The 16370-nt window shown below is 42.9% G+C and carries 16 protein-coding genes; 5 read left to right on the top strand and 11 right to left on the bottom strand.

Annotated features, from left to right (window positions below; translation table 11 throughout):
* Positions 1-160 precede the first annotated feature (160 nt).
* A complete protein-coding gene (locus tag C9991_RS03570; RefSeq protein WP_106811234.1) occupies positions 161-1516 on the top strand; it encodes an alanine/glycine:cation symporter family protein in 1356 nt (451 codons plus the stop codon).
* A gap of 14 nt (positions 1517-1530) precedes the next feature.
* Here the strand turns inward: C9991_RS03570 and C9991_RS03565 are convergent, their stop codons facing one another.
* From C9991_RS03565 to C9991_RS03535, 7 genes are all read right to left on the bottom strand, one after another.
* A complete protein-coding gene (locus C9991_RS03565) occupies positions 1531-2238 on the bottom strand; it encodes a porin family protein (RefSeq protein WP_157949346.1) in 708 nt (235 codons plus the stop codon).
* Between the two features lie 5 nt (positions 2239-2243).
* The gene (locus C9991_RS03560; protein WP_106811232.1) at positions 2244-3413 is read right to left on the bottom strand and encodes a hypothetical protein; all 1170 of its coding nucleotides are present in this window, start codon (positions 3411-3413) and stop codon (positions 2244-2246) included.
* Positions 3414-3495: 82 nt separating this feature from the next.
* Positions 3496-4383, bottom strand: coding sequence for a patatin-like phospholipase family protein (locus tag C9991_RS03555; protein WP_106811231.1), 888 nt, complete (start codon positions 4381-4383; stop codon positions 3496-3498).
* Positions 4384-4464: 81 nt separating this feature from the next.
* Positions 4465-4839: a hypothetical protein gene (locus C9991_RS03550; RefSeq protein WP_106811230.1), complete on the bottom strand. Its 375-nt coding sequence runs from the start codon at positions 4837-4839 to the stop codon at positions 4465-4467.
* Positions 4840-4911: 72 nt separating this feature from the next.
* Positions 4912-5208: a hypothetical protein gene (locus C9991_RS03545; protein WP_106811229.1), complete on the bottom strand. Its 297-nt coding sequence runs from the start codon at positions 5206-5208 to the stop codon at positions 4912-4914.
* Positions 5208-5690, bottom strand: a complete 483-nt coding sequence (locus tag C9991_RS03540; RefSeq protein ID WP_106811228.1) for an RNA polymerase sigma factor — start codon at positions 5688-5690, stop codon at positions 5208-5210. The genes C9991_RS03545 and C9991_RS03540 overlap by 1 nt, the downstream gene beginning before the upstream one ends.
* Positions 5691-5726: 36 nt before the next feature.
* Positions 5727-6005, bottom strand: a complete 279-nt coding sequence (locus C9991_RS03535) for a hypothetical protein (RefSeq protein WP_106811227.1) — start codon at positions 6003-6005, stop codon at positions 5727-5729.
* A 321-nt stretch (positions 6006-6326) separates the two neighbouring features.
* On the opposite strand from C9991_RS03535, the gene C9991_RS03530 reads away from it, so the two are divergent.
* From C9991_RS03530 to C9991_RS03515, 3 genes are all read left to right on the top strand, one after another.
* Complete coding sequence (locus C9991_RS03530; RefSeq protein WP_106811226.1) at positions 6327-6998, top strand: DUF4476 domain-containing protein; 672 nt, start codon at positions 6327-6329, stop codon at positions 6996-6998.
* A gap of 101 nt (positions 6999-7099) precedes the next feature.
* Entirely contained in the window at positions 7100-7987 is an 888-nt protein-coding gene (locus C9991_RS03525) for a Fic family protein (protein WP_106811734.1), read from the top strand.
* 654 nt (positions 7988-8641) lie between these two features.
* Positions 8642-9667, top strand: coding sequence for an IS110 family RNA-guided transposase (locus C9991_RS03515; RefSeq protein ID WP_106810849.1), 1026 nt, complete (start codon positions 8642-8644; stop codon positions 9665-9667).
* A 301-nt stretch (positions 9668-9968) separates the two neighbouring features.
* Here C9991_RS03515 and C9991_RS03510 read toward each other — a convergent pair whose 3' ends face one another.
* The 3 genes from C9991_RS03510 to C9991_RS03500 form a co-directional block, all read right to left on the bottom strand.
* The gene (locus tag C9991_RS03510; protein ID WP_106810849.1) at positions 9969-10994 is read right to left on the bottom strand and encodes an IS110 family RNA-guided transposase; all 1026 of its coding nucleotides are present in this window, start codon (positions 10992-10994) and stop codon (positions 9969-9971) included.
* Positions 10995-11410: 416 nt separating this feature from the next.
* Complete coding sequence (locus C9991_RS03505) at positions 11411-12568, bottom strand: CD0519/CD1768 family membrane protein (RefSeq protein ID WP_106811224.1); 1158 nt, start codon at positions 12566-12568, stop codon at positions 11411-11413.
* Between the two features lie 16 nt (positions 12569-12584).
* The gene (locus tag C9991_RS03500; RefSeq protein ID WP_106811223.1) at positions 12585-13613 is read right to left on the bottom strand and encodes a porin; all 1029 of its coding nucleotides are present in this window, start codon (positions 13611-13613) and stop codon (positions 12585-12587) included.
* A 171-nt stretch (positions 13614-13784) separates the two neighbouring features.
* Between C9991_RS03500 and C9991_RS03495 the strand changes: the two genes are divergently transcribed.
* Positions 13785-14606: a glycosyltransferase family 2 protein gene (locus C9991_RS03495; RefSeq protein ID WP_106811222.1), complete on the top strand. Its 822-nt coding sequence runs from the start codon at positions 13785-13787 to the stop codon at positions 14604-14606.
* Positions 14607-15030: 424 nt separating this feature from the next.
* Here the strand turns inward: C9991_RS03495 and C9991_RS03490 are convergent, their stop codons facing one another.
* Positions 15031-16368, bottom strand: coding sequence for an ATP-binding protein (locus tag C9991_RS03490; RefSeq protein WP_106811221.1), 1338 nt, complete (start codon positions 16366-16368; stop codon positions 15031-15033).
* Between the last annotated feature and the right edge of the window lie 2 nt (positions 16369-16370).

The following is a 16370-nucleotide window of genomic DNA, read 5'->3' as shown; positions in this document are numbered from 1 at the left end:
ATGTTTATATCAACAATATTAAAACATATTCTTGCCCTATTATTTATCTTATTGGTTTAAAATTATTACCTTTGCAGTGTTTTATTAAACATTTTGTAGTAGTTTTACAACATATTGTAATATTTTGAAAATCGCAGAACAGTAACACAAACACATCAATATGGATAACGTCAACGATTTCTTTGCCACGCTCAGCTCGTGTCTATGGGGCTGGCCAATGATAATATTGTTACTTGGCACCCACATTTTTCTTACCATACGCCTGCGTTTCCCGCAACGTAAGATTATTACAGCTATACGTCTTTCCGTACAGCGCGACAAGTCACAGAAGGGTGACGTGTCTCAGTTTGGCGCTCTTGCCACTGCTCTTGCAGCCACTATTGGTACAGGAAACATTATAGGTGTAGCTACAGCTGTGGCGTTAGGCGGTCCAGGAGCTGTGTTTTGGTGTTGGCTTACTGGCGTGTTCGGCATTTCAACTAAATATTCCGAGGCATTGCTTGCTATAAAATATAGGGTTAAATCAAAAAGAGGAACGATGCAAGGTGGCCCTATGTACACTTTGGAGCGTGGATTAGGTTGGCGCAAGATGGGAATTCTATTTGCCGCATTTACAGCTATTGCCGCATTTGGCATAGGTTGTACGGTACAGGCCAATGCCATATCCACAATAATGCACGCTTCGTATGGTATAAGCACCGAGGTGTCTGGTGGTGTACTGATGCTTCTTGCAGCGGCGGTAATCATAGGTGGCGGGCGAAGCATCTCTAAAGTATGCAGTATGCTCGTCCCCTTTATGGCATTGCTTTACGTGGTAGGATGTATATATATATTATGTATCAATGCCAGCTATGTAGCTCCGGCACTTAATCTGATAGTATGTTCGGCATTTTCACCAAATGCAGCAGGCGGAGGTTTTGCAGGAGCATCTGTCATCATGGCTGCACGCTATGGCATAGCACGTGGTCTGTTCAGCAATGAGTCGGGCCTTGGTTCGGCACCTATCGTTGCAGCAGCTGCACGCACAAAGAATCCAGTACGCCAAGCTTTGGTTTCTTCAACCGGCACATTTTGGGATACAGTAGTGATATGCGCGCTTACCGGACTTGTAATCGTAAGCAGCATCATAGCCTATCCTGACATCGACTACAGCAATGGTGCCGAACTAACGAAGATGGCATTCTCAAAGATTCCCGTCATTGGCCCATTCATATTAAGTTTCGGTCTGCTCACTTTCGCCTTCAGCACCATTCTCGGATGGGGATATTATGGTGAGCGTGCGATGGAATATATCAAGGGCAAGCGATGGACCCACGCCTACCGCTTGCTCTATATATTGGCCGTCTTTGCCGGCAGTGTTGCCAATCTTACTATAGTGTGGAACATAGCCGACTGCATGAATGCCCTCATGGCAATCCCTAATCTCCTCTCGCTGATATTCCTTAATGGTGTCATCGTACATGAGACTCGCAAGTATCTGTGGCGCGACCGACTCGACCGCGAGATGAATGAATGAAGTTCGTCTTCCTCTTATAGCGTAAATTTATATCCTGCTGTAATATACACAGCATGGTTGCGTGCCGAAGGAGATTCGGATATATTGACCCAAGGGTCGTTTGACTTTAGGTTAATGGCCTTTCTGAATTCGAAGCAATATGAGGCATCAAGAGTTATGTGTCTCCACTCATAACTCAAACCAAAGGGAATGCCTGCCACGATGTTGCGGAAGCTGCTGCTTACATTCTCCGACTTCTTCTCCTTGTACGTCTCCCATAGATACATCGATGATGTGCCGTCGCCGAGATTCATGGTGCGTATGCTTTGTATGGTAATCTTGTCCTTTGCCGAGACGAGCAAGCCTGCCTGCACACCTATATGGGCAGCCAGTCCTTTCACGCTCGGGAAGTAAGCCTTTATTTGCAGAGGCACGGATACGTAAGTAACGTCAAGCTTTTCATTTGCAGATGCGTATTTCTCTTTCTGCTCCTTAAATCCAGTGCCTATAAGACTGAAGTCGGCTCCCGTTGTCAATGAGTAATACTTAGACAAAGGAATCTCCATGCTTACTCCAAACGTGTATCCTGCTTTCCACTCCTTTGATGCCGTAAGTGCAGAGCCATCCATCTTGGATATAGTTACGCCTGCATGTGGGATTATGGACACACGGCGACCTTCGTTCTGAGCCGATGCCCACATAGGCAGCAGCAACATGACAACGGCTGATATGATATTTTTCATAGTGTTCATTTTCTGTTGTAAGTATATATTTCAGTGGTATTACCCTGCTTGCGTGTGAGCTTCATGCTGTCTTCTGCCTTGTCGCTTATGGTCCAGGTTTCTGTATAACCGTATCCAGGTATAATGAGTGCATTGAAGTCTCCTGTTTTAGTTATGTTGTCACCGTCCATTGTGAACCATTGGTCAAAAACAACACTTCCAAATCTGTCCCATTCATACGTTTTATGGTTTTCCATGAAAGCAAGAGTGTGGTAGAACTGCGAGTTCCAGCTGTCATCATTCTGGATGTCAATATCCGTGATGCTGTTGCCATCCACAATGTAAGCATAGTGTGTGGTTACCCACTTGCCCAAGATGTATTCGGCCACAGGTGTCTTCATTATCTCGTCTGCCCTCAGCATCTCTTCGGGCACGTCTTTCTTCACAAAGTGTTCCACACTATTATTGTTGTCGCCGTTGTCAAAGACAAGCAATGAGTTGTTGTTCACGGCATACACATTCCAATTGATTCCTGATGAGAGAATTGTGCAGTTGTTGTCGTCCAGTTCAATCTCAGCCGAATGATATTGCACGTAATGATGCTTTGTATCAGACAATATCTGTGATATGTCGGAGATGTTGCCTTCCTTATCGACGTAGAATCCATAGCCAGTCTCGTTGTCCTGTTCCCAATAGCCCGTGAAGTCGGTCATGTTGAATCCCGACATCTTCATGCCCTCAAGTTCGTTTATCATCTTATCGCCATCGCCAGGCAGCGACGTGACTCTGTAGAAAGGCACCACAGATGTCTTGCCGTTATATGCGAGATACATCTTTTGGTTGTCGTTTCCTGCCACGGTCACGTTGTAGTATTTGCCGTAGTCTTTGAGTAGTTGCATCTCATAGTGGTTGCCGTTCACACTCCACTTGCCCGTCTTGTATCCCAATTTATAAGGATTGTCTGGGACGTCGGTATACATCCATTCTGTCACAGTATTGTCATTATGTACTACGATGCCTTGAATGGCACCGTCGCCATTAATGTCTTCACCTGCTATCTGCCAATAACCAGTAATTGGCACATTTATATCGGGTGATACTTTAGGTGCTGTAAATGCTTGGTCGTCGCTGCATGATGTCAGCATAATGATGGCAAGCAAGCATAATGTAAAGGTTGTGAAACAAATGTGTTTCATGATTTTGGGTATTTAGTCGTTAATATATTACAAAACGCTACAAAGGTATAAATTTTTTCTAATAGGGCATACTATTGCAGATCTATATATCCAAAAAATCCTTTATCTGTGGAAGTAGTGACATGGCTTTTTTAACTCCCGCTTCATACACCCTCCTCATCTTGTCCTCTTTAAGACTAAGTCTGCCAATATCAAGTTTTTCGTCTGGACAGATGATGAATGTGTCGCCCTTCTTAAATTCAGAGTGGATATAATCCAGTTGGTTGTTGTACATGATATGTCGTATTGACATCAGTTCCGCCACTTTGGGATAATCCTTCAAGAACATCTTCATTGCCAGTCCTACATGCGCCTTCTTTTTGTAGTAGTAGGCTGGCTGTGTCAGGATAACCACATTCCTTCTATAACCTTTAGATTGAATAAACTTCAAGGGTATGCTGTCGGTTATTCCTCCGTCAAGATAATGCCGCCCGTCAATCTCCACCGGACGTGCAAACACTGGCATTGAGGCAGAAGCCTGCATCCATCTCAATCCTATTCCTTCAGCATCATCTATCTCATGATATACGGGCCGACCCTCGTCTATATCCGTACATACGGCATAGAACCTCATTGGATTCTCTCGGTAAGCAAGGAAATCCACTGGGTCGTACTTGTATGGCAGCAGATGATAGGAGAAATGCTCATTGACATAATTGCCTGTACGGAACAACGACCTCCAGCTCATATACTCCGGATTGTCCTTGTATCTGATATTATATCTTAACGCTCTGCCAGGCTGGTTGGACTTGTAGTTGCAGCCGAACAATACTCCAGCCGAAACGCCTACAGCAGCATCAAACTTGATGCCGTTCTGCATAAAGACATCAAGCACTCCACTTGTGAACATGGCTCTTAAACCTCCGCCTTCAAGAACAAGACCTACGGAAGTCGCAGAGGGTGGTGTGGTGTTATATTTCTTTGTCATCATTTATTCTTCCTTCGTTTTATATAGATGCCCACAAAGTTATAGAAAATTATTTACAATCCACAATAATTTTCCTTTTGGGATTTAACTGAAGGAACTCCGAATGACGGCTAGTGCCCCTACCAACACAATATCTCCCAACACCCACGACGCACATGCAAAGTAGACGTTGTATTTCTCTATGCATATCAGTGGCATAAGGAAAGCTACTGATGATATGGCGTCGAATGTTTTTGACATGAAGACACCTTTCATTATTGCCCATAGCCTTTTGTGGTTGGTAAGCAGTAGCCATAATGTTCTACCTAATATGATTGCAAGCAGCAATATACAACTGGCAATAAGGAAAGATGAGGAGTTCACAATTCCATATTCTATTACAGCGTCAAGTTTGAACCACAGGCAGAGCAGTAAGGCTACAGCCATGTGGATTTCATGTTTATACAGTTCCTTTTCCATTATTATTTTATGTTTTTACTCTCGTGTTGAGCGGAAACCGCGCAACCTCCTATGTTTTTAAAAGAAAGGTTCCTATATTTTCTTGGAAGAATCGTCAATGTCGAGAAACAAGTCAAGTAAAACTCCCAAAACAATCGCGGCAGCATATTTCAGCTTATTCCATTTCTTCTTTGGTGTTTTGGCAGCAAGGACCTTGTTGCTAATCTTTCGTTTTGTGGCAAACAGTCCCATTGTGGCTTTTGCTTCGCGTATATCCTCCGTGTCCTCTTGGGTTTCGGCAAGCAATTGTTTTAGTAGGGCCTCCTCCTTTATGCTGAGAGTAGCGTCAAAATACCCCTCAATCAAGCTATGTATATCTTTATTTGCCATTAGTTAATTGTTTTATATGTTTCACGAATAACTTTGCGTGCTCTTGACAATATCTGTCTCACATTTGCCTCTGTCCTGCCAGTCTTTTTGGCTATCTCCTCAAACGAATAGCCTTCATAGTCGCGCAGCCACAGCACATTGCGTTGAGTGTCATTCAGTTTAATATCTATGATTTTCTTCACCGAATCAAAAAGCTCACGAATGTCCTGCTCTTTTGAGTTGTCTGTGTCGTTGGTGTCAATGTCCGACTGTACGCTTCTGTTGGCAGCCCTTCTATAGTCGATACTAAGATTTCTCACTATGGAATTAGTGATGTTTTCGGTTTGCTGTTGGTCGTTTGGATATTTCTTAAGCGTCCATAGCTTGCAAAACGCATCCTGCAACACGTCGTCAGCATTGTTCTGTCCGGCTATGTTGCGTGCTGTGCTATGCAAACGTTGGCGTATACGGGTGAATATTGTTAGAACGTTGTCCTTTTTCATTGTTCATTCATGTCGTTATTAAAACATCCACGGGATTTATATTCCAGCTTCGTCAAAAAGCTTGCCGTATTGTTCGTCAATCTTCTTTTGGTTTCGCTTGCTGCGATAGCGTCCTATAAAAGTAAACACCAAGCCATTTACGCCACATGCTATGCAGATAACAGTCATTACTTGACTTGTGGTTCTGCTTGAAAGGTTCCATAAGTCCCAACCCATAACGAGGTCGATGATAGCCTCTGTTATGCAGAAGACAACTAAAAAGATTACGAAATCTATGGTTTCGTAGACAATCTTATTTTTTAACGAGTTGTTCATTGTTTAATATTTTTAATGAATAGCTTTATTGCTTAAATAATAGGACATTTGTCCATTAACTTCACGAGCGAAGCAAGTTATCTTCCTATAACTACTTTCGCTTGCGAAACTTAAGTCATTTATAAATTGAGTCCACTTTAAAAAGTGTCTTCATATATATAACGTGTGAAATCTATTTTTGTGACAGCTATTATAGTTTTTAGGGATTTTCCCCTCAACTAATAGGGAATTTTCTCCATTCCGTCCGAAATGAATAAGCTACTTTTGCAAGCATAAAAAAAATAAAGCAAATAATAACTTTCAATAAAACGAATATTGCTTATGAAGAGAAATGAATGGATGGCACTTATTGTCACAAGCTTTATGATGTTTGCCGTATGTCTCTCGGCTTCGGCAAAGACTAAGAAGATAGTAGAGCGTGGTATGACCAAGCAAGAAGTGATTGAAATAATGGGGCAGCCTAAGCTTACAAGCTTCGACGCTTACGGCGACAGATGGGAGTTCTACAAGATGAATGTCTTAACAGGCGAGAGCAAGCGTATAGTTGTAGGCTTTGACCTGAACGGAAAGGTTGTTGCATATAATATGAGCTATGTGGATGACAACATTCAACAACCTGCTCCTCCATCTCATCCTTCTTGTGGTGCAGGAGCAGGAGTATTAGTTGGTCCTAAAGTGCCAATAGGCTATGGCTATTGTCTCGACGATGCCTCTTTCTCAATATTATATAATAAGGTGAAGAATGCAAGCTTCGACGACAACAAGTTCGACTTGCTGCAAGTGGCAAGTCTCGGCTGTTACTATTCATGTGCCCAGACTGCCCGCATGATGAGGATATTCACCTTTGGCGATAAGCAACTAAAAGTGCTCCGTATGATGGCTCCACATATTGTCGACCCGCATAACGCTACGGATATATACAATGTATTGACATTCGATAGTGAGAAGTCGGAAGCTGGAGAGATTATAAGAAATTCAAGACTCAATAAGTAACGCAGAGATTTTTTAGTAAAAATAGCAGTTTTCTTGCCGATATCGGCAAGAAAACTGCTATTTTTGCATATTATTACTCACTTTTTATGCCGATAAAATATATGGAATACATCTCTACGAAGGAATATGCCGACTTGCATGGATTGTCAGAAAGAACCGTGCGCAACTATTGTGTGCAGGGAAAAATTTCGGGTGCGCAACTGATAGGTAAGACATGGAGCGTTCCTAATGATGCGCCATTGCCTCAAAGAAAGAATTCACGGACCAGTGTTTCGCCACTCCTTCAGTCATTAAGAGAACAAAAAGAAGGAGGGGTGAAGGGTGGCATCTATCATCGTATACAAATAGATATGACTTACAACTCTAATCATATTGAGGGTAGTCGACTTACAAAAGAACAGACTCGATATATTTTTGAAACTAATACTATAGGAATTTCTGACGAAGCAGTCAAAGTTGATGATATTATTGAGACTACAAATCATTTTAGGTGTATCGACTATATAATTGACAAGGCAAAAGAACCGTTGACGGAAGCTATGATAAAACAACTGCATGCGTTGTTGAAAGCTGGTACGTCAGACGCTTCGAAGTCGTGGTTTGCTGTTGGCGAATACAAACGATTTCCAAATGAGGTGGGTGGCATTGAGACAATAGAGCCTAAATTGGTAGGCAAGACTATTCGTGAATTGCTGAGGAATTATAAAAGCAAGAAAATGATAGCTTTTGAGGATATTCTTGACTTCCACCATCGTTTTGAAACTATCCACCCTTTCCAAGATGGTAACGGACGTGTTGGACGACTTATAATGTTTAAGGAATGTCTCAATCATGCTATTGTGCCTTTCATTGTAACTGATGAATTGAAAATGTTTTATTATCGTGGCTTACATGAATGGAACCATATTCCTGAATATCTGACTGATACATGTCTCACAGCGCAAGACAATTTCAAGATATTGCTCGATTACTTTAAGATTAAATATTAAGGGCAAAGACATGATAAAAGAATGCCATCGTCATATACAACGTATTGACATTCGACAGCGAGAAGTCGGAGGCTGGAGAGATAATGAAAAATTCAAGATAAAATAAGCGGAGGCAAAAACCTCCGCTTATTTTTGGTTCATCCGGAATTTGGAGTGATAGAATTGTAAATTGCAGTTTACCGGGGAGAAGCTCTTGTACTTGTATCTCCTTTGCTTGTAGTTCCCACAGAACGCACAGACCACACTCTAAGTTTGCAGAAGAAAGCAATTAGGCTAAATAATCAAGGTAAAACTATGATTGCTAAAGACAGTTTCGTACCTTTGTTGTAAAAAGGTAGAATCGGTCTGTCGAAGAGGTAAACCAAAGATCGCACAAGNCACACTCTAAGTTTGCAGAAGAAAGCAATTAGGCTAAATAATCAAGGTAAAACTATGATTGCTAAAGACAGTTTCGTACCTTTGTTGTAAAAAGGTAGAATCGGTCTGTCGAAGAGGTAAACCAAAGATCGCACAAGTCTGAAGACTATGTTCTGTTTCGGACCTCATCGACATAGTTGCAAAGACCAGATAGAAAGTTATCGGCTCTGAGCCTTGTTAGAGTGTTAGTCCATACAACTATTGACCAATTCTACATAATTAAAATCGTACAAAGATATGAAGAATTTATTTATTGGAGTTGATTTTTCAAAAGAAAAAGTTGATGTGGCTATCATTTTTGCAGATGGACTGACAGAAACAGCTGCACGAATGTTTAACGAGTTCAAGACAACTGTGTCTGGCTACAAGCAACTGGTCAAGTGGGTGGAGCAGAATTCCTACGGCATCGACTCTTCCCTGTGGCTCTTCTGTGGAGAGAATACGGGCGACTACAGCAAGGGACTGTGCAACTTTCTCTATGGTAAAGGCTACGACATGTGGCTTGAGAATGCCAAGAGCATCAAGGATGCATCAGGTCTCAGACGATTGAAGTCGGACCGCGCCGACGCCTCGATGATTGCCGAATACGCAATGAGGAATTACGACAGAGCCATTATGTACGAGCCACTTAGCGAGTCACTTGCACAACTGCGCGAACTGTTTCTGTATCGTCAGATGGTTATAAGACACAGATGCAGCTTTCAAGTGCGCAGAGGCGAGAAGAAACTCACAATGGAGAAGTCTCCTGTCAAGACAATGATCTCGCAGAGCGGAAGGCATATCGTGTCTGAACTCAACAAGGAAGTAGAGAAAATAGACAAGCGAATCGCCGAGCTCATCAAGTCAGACGAGGAACTCACCGAGGTGTTCACCATCGTGACCTCGGTGCCTGGTATAGGAACGCAGAATGCTGTCTGTCTGATGGTATACACCGACAACTTCCGTCGTTTCAACTACGATTCAAGGAAGATTGCCTGCTACTACGGCATAGCCCCATTCGGCAAGGATTCGGGCACCAGCGTGCATTCAGATCCTCGTGTGCACTATATGGCGAACCGTCAGATAAAGTCCATGCTGACGCAGGCTGCACTGGCTGCCGTGAACTTCAATCCTGTTATTGCAAGGTACTATATGCGTCTCGTGGAACGTGGAAAGAAGAAGCAGGTTGCACTGAACAATGTGAAGAACAAACTCGTGCATTTGGTCACTGCCATGGCCAGAAACCGCCAGCTTTATACCCCAGAATATAAAATCTCAGCTTAAAATGAAAATAATGGTCAAAACATTTGGATTTTAACATAGAAAGCAGAAGCCTACGGGGATAAGCTTATGGAATCCACAGAATGGCCTACGCTTCGCGAGGCAAGAATCCACAGAAATGATTGCTTGCGCCGCCAAGGCGGCGAACTATATTTAACCTCGGCGACGCTACACAAACTATCAATTCTGTGCCTTCTGTCGTATGACGCGCAGCGTCTATACGCTCTGTGTATTCCAAAACATTAAGCCCGTAGGCTTCTGCTTTCTATGTTAAAATCCAAATGTTTTGACCATTATTTTCATTTTAAGCTGAGATTTTATATTCTGGGGTATAAAGCTGGCGGTTTCTGGCCATGGCAGTGACCAAATGCACGAGTTTGTTCTTCACATTGTTCAGTGCAACCTGCTTCTTCTTTCCACGTTCCACGAGACGCATATAGTACCTTGCAATAACAGGATTGAAGTTCACGGCAGCCAGTGCAGCCTGCGTCAGCATGGACTTTATCTGACGGTTCGCCATATAGTGCACACGAGGATCTGAATGCACGCTGGTGCCCGAATCCTTGCCGAATGGGGCTATGCCGTAGTAGCAGGCAATCTTCCTTGAATCGTAGTTGAAACGACGGAAGTTGTCGGTGTATACCATCAGACAGACAGCATTCTGCGTTCCTATACCAGGCACCGAGGTCACGATGGTGAACACCTCGGTGAGTTCCTCGTCTGACTTGATGAGCTCGGCGATTCGCTTGTCTATTTTCTCTACTTCCTTGTTGAGTTCAGACACGATATGCCTTCCGCTCTGCGAGATCATTGTCTTGACAGGAGACTTCTCCATTGTGAGTTTCTTCTCGCCTCTGCGCACTTGAAAGCTGCATCTGTGTCTTATAACCATCTGACGATACAGAAACAGTTCGCGCAGTTGTGCAAGTGACTCGCTAAGTGGCTCGTACATAATGGCTCTGTCGTAATTCCTCATTGCGTATTCGGCAATCATCGAGGCGTCGGCGCGGTCCGACTTCAATCGTCTGAGACCTGATGCATCCTTGATGCTCTTGGCATTCTCAAGCCACATGTCGTAGCCTTTACCATAGAGAAAGTTGCACAGTCCCTTGCTGTAGTCGCCCGTATTCTCTCCACAGAAGAGCCACAGGGAAGAGTCGATGCCGTAGGAATTCTGCTCCACCCACTTGACCAGTTGCTTGTAGCCAGACACAGTTGTCTTGAACTCGTTAAACATTCGTGCAGCTGTTTCTGTCAGTCCATCTGCAAAAATGATAGCCACATCAACTTTTTCTTTCGAAAAATCAACTCCAATAAATAAATTCTTCATATCTTTGTACGATTTTAGTTATGTAGAATTGGTCAATAGTTGTATGGACTAACACTCTAACAAGGCTCAGAGCCGATAACTTTCTATCTGGTCTTTGCAACTATGTCGATGAGGTCCGAAACAGAACATAGTCTTCAGACTTGTGCGATCTTTGGTTTACCTCTTCGACAGACCGATTCTACCTTTTTACAACAAAGGTACGAAACTGTCTTTAGCAATCATAGTTTTACCTTGATTATTTAGCCTAATTGCTTTCTTCTGCAAACTTAGAGTGTGATCTGTGCGTTCTGTGGGAACTACATACAAAAGAACTACAAGTAAAATTATACGTTCATTATACGAACATCAAGACGCCAACCTCCACGATAAACTCCAGCTTGTATCACTCCAAATATCGGATGAACCTTATTTTTATCTTATGCCACTATTAGTGTATACAGAGCGAACATCCAATGGGCGCTGATGGCAGCAACCAGACCTCCGCAGAAGTGCGCCATGATGGCTTTGGGTGTGAGGTCGCGATAGCCTATGGAGTCGAGCATGGCAGTATGGGTGCTAAGGAATCCACTCCAGCACATACCTATGGCTGTAAACACAGCGATGGCGTTGCCATCTATCCAACCATGGGCGATAAAGCCCGGTATAAGACTTAAGGCTGCACCAACGGCACCAAGAGCCGTGATAGGGAAGGCTACGAGATGTGGGTCGTGGAAACCAAAGAGCCATTCAAACACAAAGTCTACCTTGTTAGCAAGCCAAGGCAGCAGTTCCACACCTTGATAGGCTGAGCCATTATATGTTCCGTCGGCTCCGGCTCCGAAGGTGAATATCATCACAAAAGTAGAGATGATAAGCACACCGGGGATAATGGCAACGCCCACTTCCACACCACTTCGTCCACCATCGAGCATGGCGTTGAGCAAGCGTATGAAGACTGTCTTTTCGCTCTTCTCGTCTTCTTCCTTTTCTTCTTCTATATCCTCTGCCGACACGGCATCCTCGGTAGCATACTGCGGATAGGCTTTCAATACAAATCGTTGCATCAGTCGAGTGGAGCACACGCATCCGCAACAAGCACCTATCAATCCGATAAGTGGGGCGGCATAATAGCCTTGACTTGCCATAAACACTATCACGAGCAAGCCCATGCCGAAGGCTGTACCGAAGTTGGTGAGCGATATGAATTGGTATTTCTTGAAGTAGCTTGCAAAACGCTTGTCGTGTGCGAGCGAGATAATGGCTGGGTTGTCTGAAAGGAATGTCATTACGGCTCCCAACGACGTTACGCCTGGCAGATTGAATATAGGGCGCATCAATGGTCTTAGTGTGCGCTCAAGCAATGCTACCACGCCAAACTCTACAAACACCTTGCCTATAGCACCCGTTATCACGCATATACTCATCAAGTAGAACACCGTGTTGAGCAATAGGTCGTGGGCAGTCCTCATTATTGTATTGAGCATGTTGGGCACTCCCATCACCATGCCAAGATAACCGAAGAGCACTACTACCGATGTGATACACCATACGCCACTCGGAACAAGCGACTTGCGATTGGATTTGTTCTTTTCCATAAGGCTATAGTTTTAGTTATTTGCTTTTCCACGACAACAGATGCAGCTTGGCTATAAAACCCAGGCGCACTATTGTTTGATTGCTTAACATTGTTCCCGAAGGATTGCTGTTGGTGCCCGTAGCATGCGACACACTAAGACCAAGACGCACATCAGGATTGCCCTTAGTGGGATAATACTCCACTCCTCCTCCAAAGGCTGTAAGTTCTGTACCCGAATGCACACACATATCGGCATCTGTATTCGTGCGGTTTACATCGTATGTAAACTTGCCGAACAATCCAAGATGCGATATCGGACGATAGTCGAGACGTGCCATAACCGAGCAGTCTTTTAGGAAGAATGTCTGATGACTGGCTGCACGGTTCATCAGGTCAAGTTCCAGGGATGCGTTGCCTACATTAAACTTATTGCCAAGAACTATGTACGAGATGAAGTGTTTGGGGGAATACTCTATCATATTGAGCGAGTAGAGCGAATTGAACCAGCCATAATTGCCTGCCCAATGCAAATGATAGGCAAGCATATCGTTGCGGGATGGCATATGGAACAAGCTTTGCGTTACTTGTGCCGTAAAACTGCTTTTACCGTTATTTGTGGTATAAGAGGCACTTGCACCAAACTGGAAAGGCGCCACATTGTTCCAGAACTCAGAAGCAAGATATATGTCTATTGGCGAACGGTCGTACTCATATCCGCCTACCATAGCCACTTGCTTACCCGCAGCAAAGCTCCAATTAGCGTCTGCCTTATAGTTAACGTACACCCAGTCGGTAGCGTTAAACTTGTCATTCTTGTCTATCTTCTTGTTAAGTCGCTGTCTCCACGAGTAGGATATACGGTCGTTTATCTGTCCGCTTACCATCAGCAAAAGATAATCGCCCTTAAAACCCGAAGCATCATGTCGTATCTCATTATCCACACGGTCGTTGAGATAACTAACACGAGTCTGCAAATCAACATTTATTGTAGGTTTATCGTCATCAGCAAAGGCTGACAAAGACACACAAAACAAGGCGGGGAGTAAAGCTAAACATAGTTTCATAAATTTATAAGTAGTTTTAGTATTTTATAGTTTTGTTAGTGGTGACAAAGATATAAACAAGATTTTGAATGGGCAAGCTAACACTATTATATTTTTTATAATAAATTGATTTTTATCATAAAGATATTTCTTAACTTTGCAAAATAGTAATTCATTCACTCAAAAAAGAATATGGCAAAGATATCAATTATAACAATAAGTTACAACAACTTAGAGGGACTAAAACGCACAGTACCTTCGGTTTTGTCGCAAACGTACAATGACTATGAATACATTGTGGTAGACGGCGGCTCTAACGATGGTAGCAAGGAATACTTAGAGAGCAAATCTGCCCAAATTACCCGTTGGGTAAGCGAGCCTGATAAAGGTATATATAATGCCATGAACAAGGGTATTGCCATGGCTACTGGCGAATACTGCATATTCATGAACTCAGGCGACCATTTCTTATCTGCTATGGTATTAGAGAAGGCTGCGCCAGAGCTCGATGGTACCGACTATTGTGTAGGACGCACTATTGTTATGGATGAGCAATATGCTTCACTACGCATGCCGCCCAAGAGTCCCACATTGCGCTTCCTCTCTGATAACGCTTTGCAACATCAATCTACATTTATCAAGACCAAGTTGCTTAAGGAGCATCCATACGACGAAAGCCTTAAGATAGTTGCTGACTGGGCGCATTTTGTTGAAAACCGATATGTAAGACATCATTCATACAAGTCGATGGATATAGTGGTTGCCGTTTTCTATCTCGACGGTATCAGCTTTAATCAGCCCAAGCAGGTAAGAACAGAGTTCAACCTCGTGTTGAAGCGTCTATTCCCTAACGGTTTGCCTAAGGAGAAAGAAACAAAAGAGCAGAAGCAAGAGCTACTGACAGCAAAGGTGGCATATAAATTAGAACGTGCTATGAGAAAGAACGGCCTAAAACGCGATTTGAAAATTCTGCGCAACTCCATACGCTTTGTCCTAAAAGACTTGTTTATGTAATGTAACAACATTCATACTTAGTTTTAAAAAATGAGGGTGTGTCAAAATAGGAGTTAACGGAAGTTTGGGCTTCGCCCGAAGTTAACGGAAGTTCTTGCTAAGGCAAGCGGCAAAGCCGAGCGAGCGGACATATGTATAAATTGCTGAAAATAAAGCATTTGTCTGTTCGCTCGGCTTTGCCGCTTGCTTTAGCAAGAACTCCCATCCATCGTAGATGGATTAACTTCTTCTTAACTTCCTCTAACTCCTATTTTGACACACCCTCATTATATATAAAAAGGTGCATCATTGGTGCAGCCTTGCTTCTGCCTTCTTCACGCTTCCCGCCTCCATTATCAGTCTTCTTGCCATTGCGTGCGCAGAGAGAAGAACATCAGAAGCTTTGAATATGTCCGACAATGTCGGACTTTTTCAATTTGTTTATTTATTCGCTTGATCCTAATCCCTCCTCGTTAAAGTATGCTTCAGCAGCATATAAAGGAATATTCTCCATCCAATCTTGCGTAACAAAAGGCATCATTGAACAACGCAAACCTTTAAGAGCATAACCACTGAATTCTTGATTTATAAATGTAGAGAGCGACTTGGACCTCACATTGTGCTCAGCCTTAACCTCTACGGGGATAACCCTGTCTCTGCCTTGTATTATGAAATCTACCTCTAATGGCGAACTGTCTTTGCTGTAGTAGAATATATTATTATCCATTCCGTCACATATCTCCAATGCTTTAATTTGCGACATCACATAATTCTCTGTAAACGCACCCTTAAACTCAGAAAAAACATCCATACCAAGAAGCATAACTTTAGAACGTGCTCCACACATACATGCCAACAATCCAACGTCCATCATAAATACCTTGTAACACATTGAATCAACATAGAATTGTAGAGGCTCTTCGGGCTTTGATATGCGACAAATCTTGTATATAAGACCAGCATCCACAAGCCACTGAATAGCCTTCTCGTACTCTACAGCTCTGGCACCTTTCTTTACCACTCCAAATACAAACTTCTTATTCTCTTTTGCTAATTGTGCAGGAATACTATTCCAAACCATACGTATTCGTTCTGCTTCCGTCTTTGTATGCTTACCAAAATCACGATTATATGTACTCAATATTGACTGTTGCACCTTTCTTGTGGCACTGGGGTCATGTGTTTCTATCCATGTTAAGACAGCCTCTGGCATACCTCCAACAAAATAGTATTGTCTTAAATATTCTACAAGAGTTTCATGATGAGGAGCAAGCATTTCCTTATCAAGAGCTTTAAGACAATCGGCAAGCATATCACGACCATTAGCAATAAGGAACTCGTCAAATGTCATTGGATACATTCGGAGGTTATCCACCTTGCCAACAGGAAAACTTTCCTCTTCACGCAAAGATATACCCAAGAGCGAGCCAGCTACAACAACATGCAAGTCTCGCTTATTCTCACAAAAATATTTCAGCGACGGGATGCCATTCTTTACTTCCTGTATCTCATCGAAGAAGAGTAAAGTTTTGCCAACCGTTATACGTTGCTCATACTGAAGTTCTATTTGATACAATATACGGTCAATATCAAAATCCACAAAGAGCGACTCAACAAAGGGGTTATTATGGCAATTTACATATACCATATTATCAAATTCCTCTCTACCGAATTGCTTTAGGATATAAGTCTTACCCACCTGACGGGCACCTAATAATATTAATGGTTTCCGATTTGGCGAATCCTTCCATTCCTTAAGATTACTTAAAATATGACGTTTCATAA

This window comes from Prevotella merdae (assembly GCF_900290275.1).
Lineage (GTDB): Bacteria > Bacteroidota > Bacteroidia > Bacteroidales > Bacteroidaceae > Prevotella > Prevotella merdae.
This window is presented reverse-complemented; position numbering and strand designations above follow the sequence as displayed.